The organism is Parachlamydia sp., from assembly GCF_050255895.1.
In the GTDB taxonomy this organism is placed as follows: Bacteria; Chlamydiota; Chlamydiia; order Chlamydiales; family Parachlamydiaceae; genus Parachlamydia; species Parachlamydia acanthamoebae.
The window spans coordinates 1-20,601 of record NZ_JBFWIR010000010.1; the positions used below are offsets into that span (position 1 = coordinate 1).

Sequence of the window (20,601 nt, forward strand, 5' to 3'; positions counted from 1 at the left end):
TAGTTGATAGAATGCAGGAAAGCCTAGTCTTTCAGGCTCTACATGGGCGTTTTCCAGGCTCACTAGATGCGGAGAAAGTGCAAACCTATGCAGTCGCGATTAATCTATATTCGGCTAGCCAAAATAACACAGAACAAAATTCCAATGCTCGCGGAGAACAAATTGGAACAGAAATCAATAAAGGAATACCTGCCAGAAGGGGAAAATTGCACTCCGTTTTAGCTAAGCACATTTTCAAAATAGCCAAAAAGCTCAAGCCCTCAAACGAGGCTCTCATTTCATAGAAAAAATTGATCAAGAAAAGCACATGATGGTCGTGATAAAGCATGCCCTTTATTGTATCGCACAAATTTCATATTCAAAAATGGAGAGATCAATAGGAAAGACCTTCAAACTTGTATAACGATTATTCGCCACAATGTAATCAGGGAAAAAACCAATTCCAATACTCATTTCTGTAAAATGCACCACAACTTTCCATGCAGCTAACTCAGCCTGTATTTTTAACAGCTGTTGGTTTGCTTGTAACATGTATTTCTGCAAGCTAGCGATATACATACTTTCTGCATAATCAATTAAAATCCCTTTTTCAAATAACTAAGGATGCGATTCTAGATAGCCCGTCTCCTCCCAGCGTCGAAGAGTTTGAATACTTACACCTAAACTATGGTTTGAGGCCAAAGCCATACACGAGCAAGCTTCGCCTACGAAAAAAACTTTCAATAATATTTTAACATCGAGCCACAACATGCATATTTCACAAACAAATGTAGTCATTCCTAACTTCATTTTGCTAAATTTAGATTTGAATGGAACTGTCACATTTGCAGATACAACCAAGAATGTCAATGAAATCATTTACGAAGTAGCTGAAGCCATTTTTTCTTGTTGGAATGGTTCTGCAAGAATGTCTTACAAAGACTACATTCAAAAAGTTCGTTTCCCTGGAAACAAATACCAAAAAGACATTAAAGAAAAACAGGAAGAAGAAATTGGAAAATTTCTTCTATATTTAGAAGAAAAAGCCTCTACAAGTGCAGAGCGTGCAAAACTTTATCATGAAGCTTCTGTTCTCTATCGAAAGCTCGCAGAAAAATATCTCCATCCAGCAACAGAAAGAGCCGTATTTACTCCCTTTGATTCGGTTTTTAAGCTGATTCAAACAATTGAAAAAAGATGCCTTTATACCTGTATTATTCGGACTTTTGGCAATGATGGCCCTCTCATAGCAGCCGCATTTAAAGAAAAAGGAATCACTTTAGATCGTACAGCCATATTTAGCTCTGCAGGGATGCAATTGAGTGATCAAACAACCGTATTAAATGGTGAAAAACTATTAGAATCAATGCTAGAGACTAATACATTAGGTAAAGATCACGTTCAAGAATGGTTTAATAACGATCGAAAAGCAGAATCTGGAAAACGAATTTATTGTGTTTCTGACAGCCACTTCAAAGGAAGAACAATCATATCCATCATTTTTGATGACAATCTAAAAAAAATAAAAAATGATCTTCCTGCTGATCCACAAGAACAAAATATCGCCTTCCCCATTGACGTGTATGGCCGACCAGTATCATGGAATGCAAAAGGTATCATTGGAATTCGGGTAAATCCAATCAAAGCAGCTTTAGATGAAAATTACTTTGTGAAAAAAGTGAATAAAGCTCTCTCAAAACGGGGTTTCACTACTATATAACATTTTGACAAATGCCTAGAACTGATTCTGGGCATTTGTCAAAAAGCTACTTCGCCAGCCATCCGACATGCGATCTTCAAATTTGAAAACTAGAATTCAATCAACAAAAGCTTTTAAAGCATGGAATAGCCGTGGTTTTGCATGACCATCAATGGTATAATCTTCTTACACATTTGCGAAACGATAAAAAATTTATTAAAAAAATTGTATGGTCTAGCACCTATATTTCGTAACAAAGCTTGATTTAAACAATTTTGGAATGAAGACATTAAACCACCCAATCGAGGAGAAGCGAAACGCGGTTTGGGCCACACATGCAATTTTTTAGCAGGAAAACAGCTGAAATACTTAAGTCTGTTTTTGCTTTAACTAAACAAAATATAGATTGACCTTCAAATTAGAAATAGTTTAAAATGAATTCCTTTACCAAATTGCAATGAACAATAGGTTGCAAATCATGAACATTCACATAAGCACTCTTTTAGAGCCAGAGAATACATCCAAGCCGTTTTCTCATTCATTATGTTCCCTTTTCTTGTCTTCATTTGCTCTTTCTTTTCGCCGTCGGCGTTAATACCATTCTTTTTTTCCTTTTACTTTTTTATTTCAAACAATAGCTAGCTAACAAACCTATTTTTATCATCTGTTTGTTCTCTAAGTTTATTATTTTATTTTTTCTAAACTTTAATAAGTATTTGGACTTCATTGCCCAAACTCTTATGCAATTAAGGACTTATTATGCCTTCCAATTTTAAAATTATTTTCGCCCTTGTTTTGACAATCATGCTTGTCCTTGGGTGGACTAAGATGAAACCTTTTCAAACAGATGACTCCTTTGCCCAGCAAACACTTGTGATCGGCCTGCAAAGTGGCTATCCTCCTTTTGAATTCATGGACGCCAACGGAAAAATTATCGGCTTTGACGTAGAGCTTGCGGAGCAGATTGCCTCAAAATTAGGCAAAACACTTGTCATCAAAGATATGGAATTTGAAGGTGAAATCCTCTCTCTTAAACAAGGCAAAATTGATTTGATTGTGAGTGGGATGAACATCACACCTAGCCGACTTAAGGAGATTGCGATGATTCCTTACCATGGAGAGGCTGCCACATCTCTGAGTTTAGTTTTCTGGAATGAAATTCCGCAAGGAGTTCATTCCATTGAAGATATCGCCAAATTACCCAACCCCTCCATTACAGTGGAATCGGGCAGTCTTCCTGAAGATTACATTAACCATTACAAAAATATTCATGCCAAATCTTTCCAAGGCTCTCTTGCTCCTTTAATGGACGTCAAATATGGCAAATCTGTTGCCAACCTAGTCCAAACTGACGTTGCAACATATCTGCAAGAAAAACATCCTGAAATCAAAATATTGAGCATCCCTCTTTCAAAAGATGACGCTATTTTAGGCTTTGGCATCGGAGTCAAGAAAGAGAACCAAGGACTGTTTCAGCAAGTTCAACACATCATCCAAGAACTAAAAGCCTCAGGCGAACTCAAGCTGTTAGAAAACAAATGGTTCAAGGAAGTGCAATAATGTCAGAAGAATTGTTACTCATAAAGTCCTTGCCATTACTCCTTCAGGGAGCTTTTTCAACGATCCAAATAGCCATAGTCTCTATACTTATAGGCCTGTGCTGTGGAATTATACTAGGAATCCTGAATTGCCATAAAATGCGTAATCCTACTTCGTCATGTCTCATTAATGGCTTTGTCTGGATAGTCAGAGGCACCCCCCTATTTGTCCAAGTGCTAATTGTCTATTATGCTTTGCCCGAAGTGATTGGTCTCTCATTATCTCCTTTTGTAGCTGGAGTTACCGCTCTAGGCATTAACTCAACAGCCTATATTTCAGAAATTGTGCGTGGCGGAATTAATGCCATTCCTGAAGGTCAATGGGAAGCCGCACATGTCATTGGACTCAAACCCTGGCAAACTTTAAAAGGCATTATTTTACCTCAAATGCTTCGTATTACCCTTCCGAGCTTAACGAATGAGCTGACCGCATTGATTAAAGAGACAAGTATTCTCATGGTCATCGGAGTGGCCGAGTTAACAAAAGTCAGCAAAGACATTGTCACTCGCGAACTTGATCCCATGACGATCTACTTAACGGCCGCATGTCTCTACCTGGTGATGACAAGCAGCGTTTCCATTCTCGCACAATTCATACAAAAAAGAGGGCAAGCATGATTTCAGGAAAAAATATCGTATGGAAATACAAGCATAAAAAAGGCTCTACACTTATCTTAGATGACGTCTCGTTTGAGTTAAAACCGGGAAGAATCACAACGTTTATGGGTCACAGCGGGGCCGGTAAAACGACTTTACTGAAATGTATCGCCAATTTGCATTCTGCGTACGAAGGGCTCATTACATGTAACGGAAAGGATGTTAAAACCCTTTCTTCTATCGAAAGGGCAACATCTATTGGTTTTGTTTTACAACAATTCCATCTGTTTCCTCATCTTACGGTTCTCCAAAATTGCACATATGCTCCCATACATGCCATGGGCATGTGTCCAGCCGAAGCAGAGCGCAAAGCAATCGAAATTCTGACTTCATTGGGAATGCATGCGCATATACATGCATACCCATCACAATTATCGGGAGGACAGCAACAGAGGGTCGCCATTGCACGTGCACTCGTTTTACATCCAGAAGTTTTACTTCTGGATGAGCCCACATCAGCCTTAGATCCCGAAAGCAAAAAAAATCTCGAAGACCTACTGCTCGATTTAAATGCTCGTGGAATCACCATTGCCCTATCAAGCCATGACATGCCCTTTATTCGACGTATCATGGATTGTGTCTACTTTATGGAAAAAGGAGAACTTGTGGAAGAGTGGGACAAACACACAGAGGAACTCTCCTCGAAGCAGAAAATCAAGCAATTTTTAGAAAATATTTAAAGAATCCCTACTCATGCATCCGGTGCAAATCATTGCGCCGGATTTCTTCATCACTTAACCACTTGCCATGCTTTAATAAGTAATCAAACTGAAACTTAATTAAATCCGGATCAATTTTGTCTTTTGGCAAGCTAGCACCCAAATAGTGAAATCCAACAAAAGGGATGTCAAACTCATCTAAATATTGCTTCACACTCTCAAGATTATCTGCTAAGTCATCTATAAATAGAACGTTGGAAGGCTTCCAATTTATCCGTTTTAAAAAAGCGATTAACACTTCACCTTTCGAATACCCTTTCGAAAATAAAATGCCATTTTCAAATAAAGGAGCAGGACGATTTTTTTTGCAGATTTCGGTAAGGCTAAAACTTTCTTGACAAGGTGCCTCGGCAGAAAAATCAATGCCTAGAGTTTTTAGATGTCGAATCCGCCATTGCTCAACAGATGGAATAACTCCAAAGCGTCCTGTTGGACAGCTTGTCAAAGCCATGGTTTTTATTCCTTTGACTTGCAGACTTTCAATAAAGCCTGGAGTAGATCCTTCCACTAAAACCCGTTTTGGAAGAAGCATAGTTAAGCTAAGCTGATTTTCTAATTCGTCCTTTTCTTTATCTGTTTTTGCTTTCTCAAATGCATCGTAAATAAGCCCTAAAAAAATTTCATCGCATTCTGGATGTAAAAAAATATCTGTGGTCGAAATCAAGACTTCATCAACATCAAAAACAACTAAAGCATCTTCATCGATATTTTCTATATATGCATTGATTTCATTGATGTGTTGAATTTGTTGGGGGCCATTCATCTTCTTTAAAGCTTCGCTATCGCTTAGCCAAACACCTGTTTTAGCGAGATGCATGAGCTGAAATTCAGCTAAGGCCTCGTCAACAATACATGGACGATTCTCCACATCTGTATAATGGAAACCGATAAATTCAATTCCCGTACCTTCCAGAGCATCTTCTACCGATTTGAGATAATCAAAACTGTTATCAATAAAAATGACTTTGGATGGCTTCCAGCCGATGCTATTTAAGAATGCAATGAAAACTGGTCCTTTGGCTTGTTTGTTTGAACACAAGATGCCTTGTTTAAATAGAGATGCTTGGTTTCCCGGAACCTGAATTTTTAAATTCTGGAATTCGGGTAAAGCCTGGCTGAAATCAAGACAAAATTTTTTAAGGTGCGCGATACGCCAGTCCTCCATCGAAGAAATGGCTCCACAAGGACCTGTACCCATTCTTGTAAAAGCAATGGTTTTGATATGACGTTGTTGTAAAGAATGGATAATGTCTACCACTTTAGGATCGACAATTTCGTACTCGATTGCTGACAAGATTTGACCGAAAAAATAGTCCCCATCATGTTTACCTGGAGGTACTATTGCGGGATTTTCCAATGTTTTTTTCGCAAGTTGAAACCAGATATGTCTTGCTGCGGGGCGCAAAATGTGATCTTTCGAAACAATTAAGGTATCATCAACATCAAATAAGACAAGGCTATCTTGGCCAATATTCTGTGTGACTTTTTCAAAAGCGGCTAAATTTGGAGCTTCCACAATCAAAGCTTGAGCTGTTGCCTGTGAAAGATAGAGTGCAATTAATAGAATCGTTATCTTTTTCATATTACTTAAGTTCCTTTACTTCAGAGGCATATTTCAACCATTGCAATTCAAATTCATCCTCTGAAATCCTTTGTGAAGGATAATTTTGAGCTCCAAGAAAATGCAATCCCTGATATTCAATAGGCTTTTCAAGCTGTTGGATAGCATTCTCAAGGCTTTTGAGATTATCTTCTCGGTCATCAATAAAGATAACCTTATCAGGATATTTGCCAGCCTTTTCAAGGAACGTCACGAAAACCTCACCTTTAGAAACTGCATTGCCATTGACGAAAAGAATTCCGTCTTGATAAATCGAATAGTTTCCTCGATAGGCTGTCAAATTGTCAAAAACCAGTGTGTGTGGATAGGGAGAAGCCTTGGAAAAATCAATTCCCAGCTGTTTTAATCCTTCTATCCGCCATTTCCCCATATTCTCTATTCCACCAAATTGTCCTGTTAAATGGGCCGTAAGTGCCATTGTAGGGATATTCTTTCCTATGATATTCGATAGATATTGTGGCGTTCGTTCATCTATCAAGACTGAAGGACAACTAGTTGTCATCAAACTCAAGAACATCATTTGCTTGTCAACTGGTATATTTTTCATAATAGTCTTGGAAATCGCCCCAAAACGTTTCATATTTGCCATTTGAAAAGCCGGATTGCTTGGCTGGATCAAAACCATATCCACGTCAAATATCGCCCATGTTTTCGAATCGGCATCGCTAAAATGCTGAAAAACTTCTTCCATATTGTAGACAGTTGTAATTTGCGCATGACATAAAAAACTGCGTACGATCAGAAGGATTAACCAAAATTTTCTCATCTCTCATCCCTATTGTTTGAGTGCATTAAATGAAGAGTGTATAGAGGGATTAGATTTAGCGAAAATTAATTAATGTGATACCCTGTATAAGCAATACTTATACATGAGGTCAAATGAAGTTCATTCCAAACATTACCTTTCTTCGCTACTTTTTTAGTGCTGGACAATCCAAAAGTATCTCCAGAGCATCTAAAGAAAACTTTGTCAGTCAATCGGCTATCAGCCAAGCCATAAGCAAATTGGAAAAAACTTTAGGGAAGCAACTGATCACGCACGAAAAAAATCGCTTTCAACTAACAGCAGATGGCTTATTACTCCTAGACAAGTGTAAGCAAATTTTCACGGTATTTTCGGAAATCGAAGATGCGTTTAATGAGACAGATAGTGTGTTCAAAGGAAAACTCTCTTTTGCTTGCACCCACAGTTTTGCCCTATCGTTACTCCCCGCCTATTTAAGTAAACTTTCTCAAACATGGGAAAAAATTGAACCCATTCTAAGATTTGGACATACAGGTACCATTGTGGAACTTGTTAAAAAAGGAGATGTCGATTTTGGAATCGTTTTGGACAACGAGGATTTTTCGCTATTTCATTCTCGCGAAATTTACAGGGGTGAATATCATTTATACACAGCAAAAAAATTCACAGCAAATGCTAAGAACAAATTTATCCTCAGTGAAGAACGAAAAGAGGTTTCATTATTAAAGCAGCATTTCCAGAATAACGGAGTTGAAATACATGCTTATATGGAAGTATCCAGCTGGGAAGTGATTGCAAGCTTGGTTGAACAGGGTATGGGAATTGGCTTTCTTCCTGACTATATTGCAGGCAAACGAGCACTGATCCCTTATGAATACTCAATTCCTAAAATCCCCTATCGAATTTTAGCAATCTCCCCGAAAAATAGGAAGCTCTCTAGAAATGCACAGATGTTTATTGATCTAATAGGTCAAATCTAATCACTCATCTTAATTCTTTCAAAAAAAACCGATTTGACGAAGATTGAAATTTAGCAATTCGACAATGAGAAAAAACGAAATATGACTTATGCAACCATTATCCCTTTTGATAGCGGGGACTCTTATATTGTTAGATCTCTTCCAATTGAAGAAAAAAACTCAAGTAAACCTATAGATATCCTGGGACGGACAAAACAAGATCGAGAATTTCTAATACAATTTGTAAAAATTTTTAATGCAGCTAATTTGGGTGATTTAAAAACCTGTCAAAAAGTCATTAAAGAAGGATTTTGCGATTTAAATGCTTACCGTTACTTCGCCGGCAAAGTAGACGCCTCCCGTATGAGGCTAAATAACGTCACCCCTGTAAAAATGGCGGAAATGCAAGGACATCTTGATATTGTTGAATATTTCCATAAAGTTTCAAAAAGTATTTCAAAAGGTAAGCAAAAACAAACCTCTTATGAAGACCTCAATGAGCATCAATTGAAACGAAAAATTAAAAAGTTAAAAAAGAAAGAGATGGCCTACCAAAGGGAAATCGCCAAACTTAAAGATCAAATTGAACAAATACCTGAAAAACCTGGACCTTCTAAAATAATCTTAAACCTATATGCGAATGATCTCGCTGAAGCGATGTGTCGCTCTGTCCCTGATGAAGAGCTATGCGATCTAGTAAAACAAGTTGTGATTCACGAAGAGAAAAACACGTTAAATAACCCTCTTGATTATATTATAAATCATCAAGGTGAAAACCCAGAGATAGCTGTTCAAAGAATGGCCTTGATCTATCCCGTCACCACCATACATTTGGAAAATGCTCTTTCGAAGAGTTATTCACCAAAAACGATGCAATTGATGCTTCAACAAGCCTGCATCCATCAGGATGTTGATACAAAAGAATGTCTCCCGTGGTTATTTTGTCATGGTTATCCCGAAAAGCTCATTCGTTTATTTATTATGTATGCATCAGAAATAGAATTTAGACATCTCCCCAAAGCATTTAAACTAACCTTTTCCTTGAAAACGATAGAAATTTTGGTCGACAAGATTCCTGAATTGGAGGATGAGATATGGAATTACATCTTTCCTGAAACACATAGCATGCTTGATTTTTTTGAAGAACAGCTGGCTAAATTTAAAGAAGGAACCGAGGATGACCTTTTGCCACCCAGATTCTTTGATCTTTATTGGGAGCATTTTAAAGATAAGCCAAAGCCCTACCTTCCTCATTTAACTCCTTTCCCAAACACATTCATTCGGAAGGTTATCCATAAATGTCCCGCTCTTTCATTTGATATCGGTCGTGTATTAGGACAAGTAGATGAAGAAATGTTGTGGTTCTTATTAAAGCAAAATATTAGTGTTCTACCTCTTCATTTTGAACATGTTTTACTATATGGATATTCAGATAAATTGGTCCTATACCTATTTGAAAGATTCAAAAAAGGGGAACTATCCAAACAAGCGCTCAAAATTGCAAGGCTTAGGCATTATTCCCAAGAGGTCATCCATAAGCTAGAGAAGAACTCTGCAAAATGCTATTTGATGTAGATATGCCATGTATGAGACTGCAAAAATTGCCAAAGCAGTGAAGAACATTTCTCTTTAGATAACATTTTAGGATCAATCCAAATATGCTGTAATTCTTGCTCCACGTTGTTTAGAGGCAAAAGACCTTCAATTCGATAAATCATTCCAATTTGATAAAAGCAATAGGATTCATGTGCTGAAGTTTTTGGAACGTCGGTAGTCGTTGTCAAATTATCAAAAAGAATACATGACATAAACGACATGGCCACTTCTTCTGCAAATTCCCGACGCAGCGCTTGCTCAACGGATTCGCCAAATTCAATCCTCCCACCAGGAAAATCTAGCCGCCCCGCAAATGGGCCATGCTTTTGTTCGATCAAAAGAACTTTGTCCTCTGCTATGGCTAATCCATAAACACCCGTCCTAGTGATTTTTTTGATAACTGAAGCACCAGCCAAACTCTTTTTGAGGTAATGGAGGATAGTATCTTTTGCATATCCACCCCGTGAAGATTCAGTGACAAAGCCTAACCTTTGATAAAATTCCACAGCTTGAAAATTCATCGTTTCCACAAAAGCAAAATGACATCCTCGCTTTTTCCCATGTTCCAGAGCATGATTCATCAAATACCGACCTATTCCTTGCCCGCGATATCTTTCTTCTATAAAAAGAAATTTGATGTGGAGTTGTTCCCAAAAAAGCTGTACGACAACAGTCCCGACAAAATCGGAACCATCATAAATTTCAAAAGAGATCAGGTCTTCACTAGGACCATCGATGCTTATTGCATTGGTTGCTTGCCGAGCGAATCCTTGAAAAATCCTCTTCTTCATTTCTTCTGTTAAAAGATTCTCTTCGATATGATACTTCATTTGGTTTCCTTACTCTATTTGCAGTTGGATTTGACTGCCCAAGTAACTGAGCTGGATATTTTGCAAAGAAACTTGCCAATCTCTCTAAATGCTTCTCCGCTGCTTGGTATACGACCTTCACTTTTCTTCGCCGTGAATGACTTCAACATCTAGAAATGCTTCTAATTTCACTCTCCCATACTTATACAATTTAGTGAAAACGCCTGAACACACAGTCATAGATTTTCCCATCTATATCAAGCATGTTACAACGACAGGGGTCTAAAAGAATGTTTGTCATGAAATCACCAAAAAACATTGCTTCGCATGATAAAGGGAAAAACATACTCGCTCGTCACAATTCGCTTAGATTGTTCTTTTCGCAAGCAATCGATGACGACATCGCTCAAAGCAACAGATCTCGTTTCTCCATTTTTAGTATCTCTAAATGTCATCTTTCTCCTATCAAATTGGATATCTCTCCATTTCAACGATAAAATTTCACCTTTTCTTGCACAGGTTGTTAATGCAATGAGAACTATTGGGTAAAGATAAGGGCTTTTACTTTTCTTGCAAGCGGAAAGCAAACGAGAAATTTCCTCTTTCTCAAGAAATCTATCGCGTGCCTTACCTTCTTTTGAGCGCCTAATCTTAAGAGCGATGTTTTCACTGCACCATCCCCATTCCTTCACGGCGATCGTATAGACATGGGTTAAGGCAGCTAAATAACGATTAGCTGTAGACGTGCTTCTAGGCTTACCTCTACGGGAAAGTCCATGAAACAGCTTGTCTCGCACTTCGATAATCAAAGCTGGAGTGATGTGATTGAGAAAATAAGAACCTAAATGAGACTTCCACCACAAAAGCTGCATCTTTTGCTTGGCAAGGCTTTTAGGCTTTTTAGGAAGTTCATTTTCGATGTAGCGTTCGATCAGATTACCAAAAGTCCGCTCTAAATCTTCCTTTCTTGGAAGTAGGCGACCTTCCCGAATGTTGTCCTCCATTTTCTTAGCCCAGGCAATCGCCTTAGATTTCGAATTGAAGGTGTCGGAAACTTCAGGCTTTCCTTTGATACGGATGCGGGCCCGATAGACTTTTTTCGGTTTTTTACCAGCTTCGGCTGGTAATATTCTTTCTTCAATATATGCCATGCTAAATCCTCCTATTGATTTTCGCAGTGGCCCTGTAGAGCCACAGCGTTTTGCACTAATCGTTAGGAGGTTATGCAGCATTTGCATAACTCATTGAGTTATAAGATTGCTCGGAACTGGACTCGAACCAGCACGGGATTGCTCCCAAGGGATTTTAAGTCCCTAGTGTCTACCATTTCACCATCCGAGCAGATGAAGAAACAATAAGGTACTTTTTTTGCCTATTAATCGTCAAATAAAATTCGCTTTTCCCAAAAAATTTAGGGCAATGACAGGATTTGACCTGTGATTGCCCCCATTCATTACACAGATTCAACCGGTAAAACAGTTCTTCCATTTTTAGCGAGAACTTGGTTTTCTTGCTCAAACAGCTCTTTTGAAGCAAATACGACTGTAGTAGCTGTAGACATTTTAGGAAGAATATGCGTTTGCACAGCATTCTGCACATCTTCTTTGGTCAAAGCCAGTAAGCGATCTCTAAAAGATTGTCTAATCTCGGGAGTTTTTCCTTGAATCATCCAATCATAAGAAACACTGGCTCGACTTCCAGGAGCAACGGGAGAATCCATGCCCTGCACAATTTCAAACTTCGCTTCTTCCAAATCGGAATCTTCAAAATCTCCACTCAAGATACTTTGTACGGCTTCATCAAAGGCATTGAGAGAGCTTGCAATATTAGGATCGCGGTAAGCAAAGAAATAAAATTTGCCTGTTAAGGAATTACAGGAAGCTCCTCCTCCGTACGCCCCCCCTTGCTCACGCAATTTGGGATGCAAAATCAAATTGTCAAAAAGCGGTGCCACAACTGCTAAAGCGGGCATATCAGGATGCGTGTAATTCAATGTCTTAAACATCATACTCGTGAAAGCAACCGGCGATGAAATCGTGCGCCCTTGTGAACCAGCTTTAATTAACTGATAAGATGAGTGATCCCAAGACGTAAAAGACTTCTCAGGAAGTTGATCTAACCCATAAAATCCCTTTGCTTTTAAATCTGCATACTTTTCTTGATCAGATGCTAAAATAAGATGAGCCCCTTTCAAACCTGTGATTTGATTTTGCAAGGTTTGCAGTTTTTCAATAAGCCAATCGACCTTTGTATCAAAATTAGAAGCCAATTCTTTGATTTTCCAGAAATATTCCAAGCCGTAGAGTGAGTTAGCAATGCTTGAACCAATATCCAAACCGCTTGCAGAAAGATTAATGGCATACTTTAAAGCATTCTGATTGATGCTCATTTCCAAGCCAGTGTAATGCTTGGCTAACAATTCTTTAATTCGCTCTTTGTCTGTTAAATCAATAGAAGTCACCATCTCTTTTAAGAGAGGAAATAGTTTATCTGTTTTACGTGAAAGCGACTTTCCTCGAATCAGAAAACTTGGTGTAAAAGCTTCTGCATGATCAACTTTATGGGTAAAATTGAGAATCGTGTCAATTCCACCTGTATGGGCTTGAATATACTCAAGGTTTTCCACATAAGACCGCCCTCCACATCCCATTTGAGGCATCAAAAGAGTGAGTAAACGAAGAAGATAGAGATCTTCTTGGGCAATTTTTGGCAGAGGGAAAACGAGTTCTGCATAAACAATTTGGTTGGTAAAGCAGGGATGTGAAAAAACGTCCAATATACCGACTTTCTCTTTTGTCAAAGGAAATACCTGCGATTTTTTTGGCACATCCGATAAAGAAACGGATGGGAGAATATCCACATCTTCTTCTTTCTCTTGATAAGCTGCTAGATCTTTGGCTTGTTTGGCAATTGTTTGTTTTTCTTCAGGAGTTAATTTTTCTTGAATCTGCTTTAAAACAGCCTTTTCATTTTCTAATTCAGCCGCCGCCAAACCTTTATCTGGCGTCATGATCACTGTTGCCCGATGCTGATTGCCAATCAAATGTTTTTCCATGACATCTAGTAATAGATTTGGATTTTTTTCCAATTCTTCGCGAAGCGTATTAAATAATGAGTGAATCAATAATCCATCTTCTGCTGATGCTCCGTGCTGCTTCATCAAAGCACTTCTAAAATAAAGAGATAGGCCATAAGGGGCATGATTTCCGGTTATCTCTGTTCGATGAAATTCAAGCTGATGGATCGCACTTTCAATCAAATTCCAAGGGATTCCAGCCTCTTTAATTTCTTTCAAAACTTTTAAAACGATTTCTTCGAGTTGCTCAACGTTTCCTTTTTCACATCCCTTGAATACCAAAATATAAGGAACTTCGCTAATTTCTCCATCCAAGGAGGATGTCACTTGTGTACATAAACCTGATTTTAAAAGTGGCAATTTAAGCAAGGCGGCATCTGTATCCATCAAAATAATATCTAAGATGGTTAAGGCCAACAATTCTTTCTGCTCTAGAATATGTGTTGTTAGCCACCCTAGACCAAATATTGTTTTTTTCTCTTCAGACTCATCTTGACCGATGGGATAGCTCATCTCCACTTTTTTTGGTGCCGTAAATCGTTTCTCCCTTGGCAAAAGGGACAGAGGATCTTTTTTACGACTATTTACCAACGCATTTTTTGTAATAAAATCTAAATGACCAGCTAAAGGCATGTTTCCATAAAAAAAGAATAAGCAACGACTAGGGTGATAGAACTCTTCATGAAAATGACGAAGATCTTCATGTGTCAATTGAGGGATCTCTTTTGGATCTCCGCCTGAATTAATTCCATAGGTCAGAGTGGGAAAAAGCACACTCGACATGGCCTCGGATAAACGGGCTGTTGCCGAAGATAGAGCCCCCTTCATTTCGTTGAATACCACACCTTTAAATTCTAACGGGGAATCGAGATTTGATGGATCTGTAAAGTCCAGTCGATGCCCTTCTTGTAAAAAGCTAAGATAGGCCAAGTTGGGTTTAAAAACGGCGTCCAAATAAACATCTAATAAATTATAAAAATCTTTAGGCAATTGACTTGCAGCGGGATAACAGGTGAAATCAGCGCCCGTAAAAGCATTCATAAATGTATTTAAACTGCGGTGTGTCATGCTAAAAAAGGGGTCTTTTAGCGGAAATTTCTTGGATCCACAAAGCACGAGATGCTCTAAAATGTGCGCAACCCCATTAGAAGTCTTGGGAATTGTTCGAAAAGATAAGCAAAACATATTTTCAGGGTCATCGTTCGCTAAATGCAAAACTTCTGCGCCTGTTGGTGTGTGAACTAACTCCACCAAATCGCAATTAATTTCTTTGATGGGAATGACCTTTGTTACGACGAAATCCAAATATTTTTGTCCAACGGTATCAAACGAAATAGGAGATGACATAAAAACCTTTATTGATGATAGGTTTGCCTAATAAAAGCTAATAAATAGCCTTGAATATAAAGAAAATAGCAATGCTAGAAGATTGTTTCTTTTTTTACCAACTAACCGTATAAAAATCTGCAAGAGTGAGGGAAAGTGGGGTGATCTTTCCCTTTACATTATGCACCTTGGTGCTTTATTATTTTACATAGGTAATGGCTCTTTAAAGCTTGAGTTATCATCAGTTCGAGTTAACGCAAAACTTTCTATTTGACTCAGTGTTTTTCTCTCATCCAAGCTAGGACAAATCGAAAGTATTAATTTTTGAAACCGGAGGAAAGTCATGTCTGTAAATATTGCGATTAATGGATTTGGACGAATTGGAAGACTAGCATTCAGAATTGCCTCGAAACTTAACGACATCAACATTGTCGCAATAAATGATGTTGTTCCCGCTGATAATCTTGCTTATCTTTTAAAATTTGACTCTACGCATGGCAGATTTGATGGAGATATTTATGCGGAAGGAAATCATATCGTTGCTAACGGGAAAAAAACAATTGTACTTTCAGAAAAAGACCCTGAAAAACTGCCATGGAAAGATTTAAAAATTGATTATGTGCTTGAATGTACTGGTCTCTTCACGACTCCAGAGCTTGCGCAAAAACATTTGACAGCTGGGGCTTCTCGAGTCATCATTTCAGCACCCGCAAAAGGAGATATTCCCACTTTTGTGATGGGCGTAAACCATCAAAACTATAACCCAGAACTTCATCGAATTATCTCAAACGCCTCTTGTACAACTAACTGTTTGGCCCCGATTACAAAGGTTTTATTAGATAATTTCGGTATTGAAGAAGGTTTAATGACCACTGTCCACTCAGTGACTTCTAGTCAACCAACCGTGGACGGACCTTCTAAAAAAGATTGGCGCGGAGGACGCGGAGCAAGTCAGAATATCATCCCAGCCTCTACAGGAGCCGCTAAAGCTGTTGCTTTATGTCTCCCTGAAATTAAAGGGAAATTAACGGGGATGGCTTTAAGAGTCCCCACAGCCGATGTTTCTGTAGTAGATTTAACCGTTCGCTTAAGTAAACCTACTTCTTATGAAGACATTTGCAAAGCCATGAAATTGGCCTCTGAAAATGAAATGAAAGGAATTCTTGCTTACTGCGACGAACAAGTTGTTTCAAGCGATTTCATCAGCAGCTCTTATTCAGCTATTTTTGATAAAGATGCTGGTATTGCCTTGAACGACTCTTTTTATAAAATTATTGCATGGTATGACAATGAGATGGGATATGCATCCCGAATTGTCGATCTTGTAGTTTACATGGCATCTCGAGAGCATTTAGCTGCACAACGATAAATGAATGTTGGTGCAAATATAAAGCTCTAGAACATTAAAAAAATAATATTCAGAATGCTGAGTGTTCGTTTACTCATTGATCATTCTCTCGTTATTCTGAATCATACAAACCTTAAAATGGATGGAATGCATACGTGGATTTTACACGAGAACCTATTATAGAAACTGTTATTACCCCTCGAGAAGGGTGCAAAATAGTCGTCCGCAGCAGTAAAAGTGTTGGGCAGGAAGAATATTTTGTTGATGCAGTAGAAGTCGTATCTTTTGGAAACTCATTTTTCTTTCGGTCTCTTGAGCGACCTAAGGCTTTTTTAGTCCCTGTCACTGATTACGAAATTCTTGAAGTTAGAGAGACTCGCATGGTCTTGAAAAGTGTCGGATTGGATCGTTCAATTAAAATTGGCGGAGGCAAGGAACAAGCTCCTAAGTCTTATAAAGAGCCTGCTGCTGAAAAAATGATCGAATCAACTTCTGATGAAAGCGCCGAATCAAAAACAGAAGAACCTTCTGTCGCCGCTAAAGGCGAAACACGTTTAGATAAAAAACGGGATCGTAGACGTCATTATAGACGTAAGCGAGGAAGGGAAGAAGGAAAAGAAGAACAAACTTTCGATGAAAAAGAAGAAGGTGCCGAAGGCGAGATCAAAAAAGAAGAAAAGAAAATTGATCTCATTGCGCCTTTAGATTTAGGTGAAGAAATAGAAGGCCTTCCTGTACAACCTGCAGGATCTCCTACAACATCTCTCTTTTCATCCTTGTTGGCTCCCCCTCCAACACTTATCTCAGAGACAATTGCCCTTTATAAAGAAAATGAATTGTTTAAAAATGTTTTCTTTACACCTAAGAAAGATCTTAAAGAAGAGCAAGAAGGTGAAAGTTCTGAAGGAGAGGAAAAAATTCCTCTAGAGCTACCTTTGACCTCTCAAGATTCAGATTCACAAGCCTTTCGAGAAGAGGAGAACGAATTTGATAAAGATCCCTTTCGGGATTTGGAGCAACTGGAAATCGCTTTCCCTCCTCTGGAAGAAGGTATGGTCGAAGAATTGGGGCTTTACGAAGAAGAAATCGAAATAGAAACGCCAGAAGAAGAAACTCCGGAAGAAGAAAAAATCCCTGAAGAAGCTTCTCATGAACCTGAAGAGGTTAATCATGAAGAAACCACTGAAAGTTGTGAGCCTGAATCTCTCCCAGAAGCTGTAGAAGAAGAACAAGAAGATGAGCATGCAGAAGAACATTCTGAAAACAATCATCATTTTAATTCTTCAGCGTCTAACGATAGCCAAGCTTAACTTTAAAATCAGCCCCCTCTCACCCTGACGAGAAGGGGCTTTCTCAGTTAATTAATCTAGTAAAACCACTTTCCCACTCACTAGCTCGTAATATCCCCCAATGACCTTGATTTTATTCTCTTTCATAAGCCTTTTAACTACAGATGTTTCTTTTAATTGTGCAACAATCGCTCTAACATTTGCTTTCACTGCATTAGCAAGTAAATCTCCTTCTTTACCCCGAACAGATTGAATAGCCGGCTCGATCAGTGCAGCAACAGCTTCGATATCTTGGGTTTGCTTATTTAAAACAGCATTTACAGCTCCGCAACTTTCATGTCCCAAAACTAGAATGACTGAGGAATGTAGATACTCCGCAGAAAAATCGATACTATCGACTTCAACAGGGCCCGCAACATTTCCTGCCACTCTCACAATAAAAAGATCCCCAATTCCTTGGTCAAAAATGATTTCAGGTGAAACGCGAGAATCTGCACACCCTAAAATGACTGCAAAGGGTTCTTGTCTAGAACCAATAGCTTCTCGTCTAATTAAATTTCTGTCGGGATGTAAAAGTTGGTCCTTTACATAGCGCTGATTGCCTTCCATCAAACGTTGAATAGCTTCATCAGGCGTTAACGCACAACCAATTGCTGAGAGCATCAGCATAAAGGCCAAGAAAGAATAAATCGCATTCAGATTCATAGGAGCTCCTTTTACATATGTTAAAATCTTATTTTCAAACTATGCGTTGTAAACAAAATTTTCAACCTGTTCCTGCATCGAAATATTAAAAGCTCATCTTTTTGCTCTCTACTATGTGAAATTCTTTACTTAGATTCTTTTAAGCTTTCTCTAGCAGCAGAGGCAAGCAAAATACAATTGAACGATTCTTTTCTGGGGATCTACTCTTATTTAAGGAATTGCACTTCTTCCATGGAAAAATATCATTCCAAGGCTCTTTATTCCCTATCAAATAAAGGAAACCGAGACCGAACATCTAATAGCCAAAAATGTTTGGATCTAAGCACTCGCTGTACCAAAATATTTGATAAGCAAGAATCTCAAATTTTAGTGGAATGGGTTGGAAAAGTATGCAGCAAAAAGACCTTCCTTCGTAAGCTTAGCTAACGATAGGAAGGTCTTCGATAAGACAATCACTGTGTCTTGCGCGAGTTATTTATCTTTATCATCGATAATTTCAACTTCGGCTTCCTCTATTTGATCATCATCTTTTGAATGCTCGTGGTGATGGCCGCCATGTGACTGTCCACCTTCAAAAGAAGAAGATTGCTGATGAGCTTGGCCTTCATGAGCTGCTGCGGATGCATGAGCACCTCCAGCTGCACCAGCTTTTGCCATCGCTTCCCCGATGTGTTGCATACTCTTTTCAAGATCTTCTTTAGCTGATTTGATACGAGCTGAATCAGTGCCTTCAAGAGCTTTCTTTACAGCATCAATTTTACCTTGGACTTCGCTTACAATCTCTGCTGGAAGCTTGTCTTTGTATTCATCAAGAGCCTTAGAAGCACGGAAAGCTTGAGAATCTGCTTCATTGCGGATTTCCACTTCCTCTTTACGCTTTTTATCTTCTTCCGAATGTAATTCCGCATCTTTTAACATGTTCTGAATATCTTCTTCACGCAATCCTGACTGCGCTTCAATACGGATTTTTTGTTCTTTCCCTGAAGAATTATCCTTCGCTGATACATGCAAGATTCCATCCGCATCGATGTCGAATGCGACTTCGATTTGAGGAACTCCACGTGGAGCAGGAGGGATGTCAGCCAAATCAAATCTGCCGATTTCTTTGTTGTCGTTCGCCATTTTACGCTCCCCTTGGAGAACTCGAATGGTCACTGCAGGCTGATTGTCTGCGGCTGTTGAGAAGACTTGTTTCTTTTGTGTTGGAATTGTGGTGTTTCTTTCAACTAGTGGTGTCATAACGCCACCCATCGTTTCAATTCCAAGCGTCAAAGGTGTCACGTCCAATAGAAGAACATCCTTCACATCACCCGCTAGAACTCCACCCTGAATCGCAGCACCGACAGCCACAACCTCATCTGGATTTACCCCTTTGTGTCCTTCTTTACCGAAAATGGATTTGACCACTTCTTGCACGGCAGGCATACGAGTCATCCCGCCAACGAGGATAACTTCTCCGATATCGTCCTTTGAAAGACCGGAATCCTTTAACGCTTTGATGCAAGGCTCACGTGTACGGTCAATAAGTTCTGCTGTTAGACTTTCCAACTTTGCACGGGTCAAATTCAGTGACAAGTGTTTAGGGCCTGTGGCATCCATCGTGATAAATGGCTGATTGATCTCTGTGGACTGTGTTCCAGATAATTCAATCTTCGCTTTCTCTGCTGCATCACGCAAGCGTTGCAACGCCATTTTGTCATTGTGTAGATCAATACCTGTTTCTTGTTTGAATGTTTCAAGCATCCAATTCAAAATCGCATGGTCAAAGTCATCACCACCAAGGTGCGTGTCTCCGTTTGTCGCTAAAACTTCAAAAACACCTTCCCCAATCTCAAGAATCGAAATATCGAAGGTACCACCGCCAAGGTCGAATACCGCAATTTTTTTCTCGGTTTTCTCTTTATCTAAACCATAAGCGAGCGCGGCTGCTGTTGGTTCTGGGATAATACGCTTAACATCTAAGCCTGCAATACGTCCCGCATCTTTTGTGGACTGCCGCTGAGAATCATTAAAGTAGGCAGGCACTGTAATCACAGCTTCTGTTACTTTTTCACCGAGATAAGCCTCTGCGGTCTCTTTCATTTTGATCAAAATTTGAGCCGCAATTTCTTCTGGCGTTACAATTTTGCCTTGAACTTCAAAAACAGCATCCCCTTTTGCATTTTCGGTCACTTTGTAGGGCACTGTTTTGATTTCGTTGACGACTTCGCTGTATTTATGTCCAATAAAACGTTTGGATGAGAAAATGGTGTTTTCTGGATTTGTCACTGCTTGACGTTTTGCAGGGATGCCCACCAATCTTTCGTTTCCTTTAAAAGCAACGACTGAGGGTGTTGTGCGGCTTCCTTCCGCCGAAGCAATCACCTTTGGAACTCCGCCTTCCATCACAGCAACGCAGGAGTTGGTTGTTCCAAGGTCAATCCCAATAATTTTTCCTTTCTTTTTATTCATATGATCTCCTTTTATCTCTTGCTC

General features: G+C 39.0%; 16 protein-coding genes, 1 tRNA gene and 1 pseudogene. 9 read left to right on the plus strand and 9 right to left on the minus strand.

The genetic code is table 11. The features are described 5' to 3' along the window. A pseudogene (locus AB7E63_RS02835) lies at positions 1-284 on the plus strand (hypothetical protein); the annotation flags it as partial. Between the two features lie 49 nt (positions 285-333). Here the strand turns inward: AB7E63_RS02835 and AB7E63_RS02840 are convergent. Next, positions 334-558, minus strand: coding sequence for a hypothetical protein (locus AB7E63_RS02840; protein WP_428418674.1), 225 nt, complete (start codon positions 556-558; stop codon positions 334-336). Between the two features lie 190 nt (positions 559-748). Between AB7E63_RS02840 and AB7E63_RS02845 the strand changes: the two genes are divergently transcribed. From AB7E63_RS02845 to AB7E63_RS02860, 4 genes are all read left to right on the plus strand, one after another. Then, positions 749-1,699 (plus strand): hypothetical protein, encoded by a 951-nt coding sequence (locus AB7E63_RS02845; protein WP_428418676.1) that lies wholly within the window; start codon positions 749-751, stop codon positions 1,697-1,699. Between the two features lie 807 nt (positions 1,700-2,506). Continuing rightward, complete coding sequence (locus tag AB7E63_RS02850) at positions 2,507-3,238, plus strand: transporter substrate-binding domain-containing protein (RefSeq protein WP_428418678.1); 732 nt, start codon at positions 2,507-2,509, stop codon at positions 3,236-3,238. Beyond that, the gene (locus AB7E63_RS02855) at positions 3,238-3,894 is read left to right on the plus strand and encodes an amino acid ABC transporter permease (protein WP_059359945.1); all 657 of its coding nucleotides are present in this window, start codon (positions 3,238-3,240) and stop codon (positions 3,892-3,894) included. The genes AB7E63_RS02850 and AB7E63_RS02855 overlap by 1 nt, the downstream gene beginning before the upstream one ends. Further along, positions 3,891-4,613: an amino acid ABC transporter ATP-binding protein gene (locus tag AB7E63_RS02860; RefSeq protein ID WP_006341383.1), complete on the plus strand. Its 723-nt coding sequence runs from the start codon at positions 3,891-3,893 to the stop codon at positions 4,611-4,613. Before AB7E63_RS02855 ends, AB7E63_RS02860 begins: the two co-directional genes overlap by 4 nt. A 7-nt stretch (positions 4,614-4,620) precedes the next feature. On the opposite strand, the gene AB7E63_RS02865 is transcribed toward AB7E63_RS02860, so the two are convergent. Continuing rightward, positions 4,621-6,234: a DUF2608 domain-containing protein gene (locus AB7E63_RS02865; RefSeq protein ID WP_428418681.1), complete on the minus strand. Its 1,614-nt coding sequence runs from the start codon at positions 6,232-6,234 to the stop codon at positions 4,621-4,623. Between the two features lies 1 nt (position 6,235). Next, the gene (locus tag AB7E63_RS02870) at positions 6,236-7,039 is read right to left on the minus strand and encodes a DUF2608 domain-containing protein (protein ID WP_013924475.1); all 804 of its coding nucleotides are present in this window, start codon (positions 7,037-7,039) and stop codon (positions 6,236-6,238) included. A 113-nt stretch (positions 7,040-7,152) separates the two neighbouring features. Here AB7E63_RS02870 and AB7E63_RS02875 point away from each other — a divergent pair, with 113 nt between their 5' ends. Both AB7E63_RS02875 and AB7E63_RS02880 read left to right on the plus strand, forming a co-directional pair. After that, on the plus strand, positions 7,153-7,998 hold the full coding sequence (locus AB7E63_RS02875; RefSeq protein WP_006341386.1) for a LysR family transcriptional regulator: 846 nt from the start codon (positions 7,153-7,155) through the stop codon (positions 7,996-7,998). Between the two features lie 81 nt (positions 7,999-8,079). Further along, positions 8,080-9,552, plus strand: a complete 1,473-nt coding sequence (locus AB7E63_RS02880) for a hypothetical protein (protein ID WP_428418683.1) — start codon at positions 8,080-8,082, stop codon at positions 9,550-9,552. Here the strand turns inward: AB7E63_RS02880 and AB7E63_RS02885 are convergent. The 4 genes from AB7E63_RS02885 to AB7E63_RS02900 form a co-directional block, all read right to left on the minus strand. After that, on the minus strand, positions 9,540-10,403 hold the full coding sequence (locus AB7E63_RS02885) for a bifunctional GNAT family N-acetyltransferase/NUDIX hydrolase (protein ID WP_006341388.1): 864 nt from the start codon (positions 10,401-10,403) through the stop codon (positions 9,540-9,542). The genes AB7E63_RS02880 and AB7E63_RS02885 overlap by 13 nt on opposite strands. A 284-nt stretch (positions 10,404-10,687) precedes the next feature. Next, positions 10,688-11,533: a tyrosine-type recombinase/integrase gene (locus tag AB7E63_RS02890; RefSeq protein ID WP_428418686.1), complete on the minus strand. Its 846-nt coding sequence runs from the start codon at positions 11,531-11,533 to the stop codon at positions 10,688-10,690. A gap of 107 nt (positions 11,534-11,640) precedes the next feature. Beyond that, positions 11,641-11,723: transfer RNA gene (locus tag AB7E63_RS02895), tRNA-Leu, on the minus strand. Positions 11,724-11,835: 112 nt separating this feature from the next. Further along, positions 11,836-14,805, minus strand: a complete 2,970-nt coding sequence (locus AB7E63_RS02900; protein ID WP_013924471.1) for an insulinase family protein — start codon at positions 14,803-14,805, stop codon at positions 11,836-11,838. Positions 14,806-15,127: 322 nt separating this feature from the next. Here AB7E63_RS02900 and gap point away from each other — a divergent pair, with 322 nt between their 5' ends. Next, positions 15,128-16,153 (plus strand): type I glyceraldehyde-3-phosphate dehydrogenase, encoded by a 1,026-nt coding sequence (gene gap / locus AB7E63_RS02905; protein WP_013924470.1) that lies wholly within the window; start codon positions 15,128-15,130, stop codon positions 16,151-16,153. Between the two features lie 134 nt (positions 16,154-16,287). Further along, a complete protein-coding gene (locus AB7E63_RS02910; protein WP_006341394.1) occupies positions 16,288-17,442 on the plus strand; it encodes a hypothetical protein in 1,155 nt (384 codons plus the stop codon). A gap of 51 nt (positions 17,443-17,493) precedes the next feature. Here the strand turns inward: AB7E63_RS02910 and AB7E63_RS02915 are convergent, their stop codons facing one another. Together AB7E63_RS02915 and dnaK are read right to left on the minus strand one after the other, a co-directional pair. Beyond that, complete coding sequence (locus tag AB7E63_RS02915) at positions 17,494-18,126, minus strand: carbonic anhydrase (protein WP_006341395.1); 633 nt, start codon at positions 18,124-18,126, stop codon at positions 17,494-17,496. Positions 18,127-18,597: 471 nt separating this feature from the next. Further along, positions 18,598-20,577 carry a molecular chaperone DnaK gene (gene dnaK, locus AB7E63_RS02920; RefSeq protein ID WP_006341396.1) on the minus strand — a complete coding sequence of 660 codons (1,980 nt, stop codon included), beginning with the start codon at positions 20,575-20,577 and terminating at the stop codon, positions 18,598-18,600. Positions 20,578-20,601: the final 24 nt, after the last annotated feature.

Coding starts and splice junctions, on each gene's coding strand:
- AB7E63_RS02855 (WP_059359945.1), top strand. CDS start 3,238: ATGTCAGAAGAATTGTTACTCATAAAGTCCTTGCCATTACTCCTTCAG.
- AB7E63_RS02850 (WP_428418678.1), top strand. CDS start 2,507: ATGAAACCTTTTCAAACAGATGACTCCTTTGCCCAGCAAACACTTGTG.
- AB7E63_RS02875 (WP_006341386.1), top strand. CDS start 7,153: ATGAAGTTCATTCCAAACATTACCTTTCTTCGCTACTTTTTTAGTGCT.
- dnaK (WP_006341396.1), bottom strand. CDS start 20,577: ATGAATAAAAAGAAAGGAAAAATTATTGGGATTGACCTTGGAACAACC.
- AB7E63_RS02900 (WP_013924471.1), bottom strand. CDS start 14,805: ATGTCATCTCCTATTTCGTTTGATACCGTTGGACAAAAATATTTGGAT.
- AB7E63_RS02870 (WP_013924475.1), bottom strand. CDS start 7,039: ATGAGAAAATTTTGGTTAATCCTTCTGATCGTACGCAGTTTTTTATGT.
- AB7E63_RS02885 (WP_006341388.1), bottom strand. CDS start 10,403: ATGAAGTATCATATCGAAGAGAATCTTTTAACAGAAGAAATGAAGAAG.
- gap (WP_013924470.1), top strand. CDS start 15,128: ATGTCTGTAAATATTGCGATTAATGGATTTGGACGAATTGGAAGACTA.
- AB7E63_RS02845 (WP_428418676.1), top strand. CDS start 749: ATGCATATTTCACAAACAAATGTAGTCATTCCTAACTTCATTTTGCTA.
- AB7E63_RS02915 (WP_006341395.1), bottom strand. CDS start 18,126: ATGAATCTGAATGCGATTTATTCTTTCTTGGCCTTTATGCTGATGCTC.
- AB7E63_RS02880 (WP_428418683.1), top strand. CDS start 8,080: ATGACTTATGCAACCATTATCCCTTTTGATAGCGGGGACTCTTATATT.
- AB7E63_RS02890 (WP_428418686.1), bottom strand. CDS start 11,533: ATGGCATATATTGAAGAAAGAATATTACCAGCCGAAGCTGGTAAAAAA.
- AB7E63_RS02840 (WP_428418674.1), bottom strand. CDS start 558: ATGTATATCGCTAGCTTGCAGAAATACATGTTACAAGCAAACCAACAG.
- AB7E63_RS02865 (WP_428418681.1), bottom strand. CDS start 6,234: ATGAAAAAGATAACGATTCTATTAATTGCACTCTATCTTTCACAGGCA.
- AB7E63_RS02860 (WP_006341383.1), top strand. CDS start 3,891: ATGATTTCAGGAAAAAATATCGTATGGAAATACAAGCATAAAAAAGGC.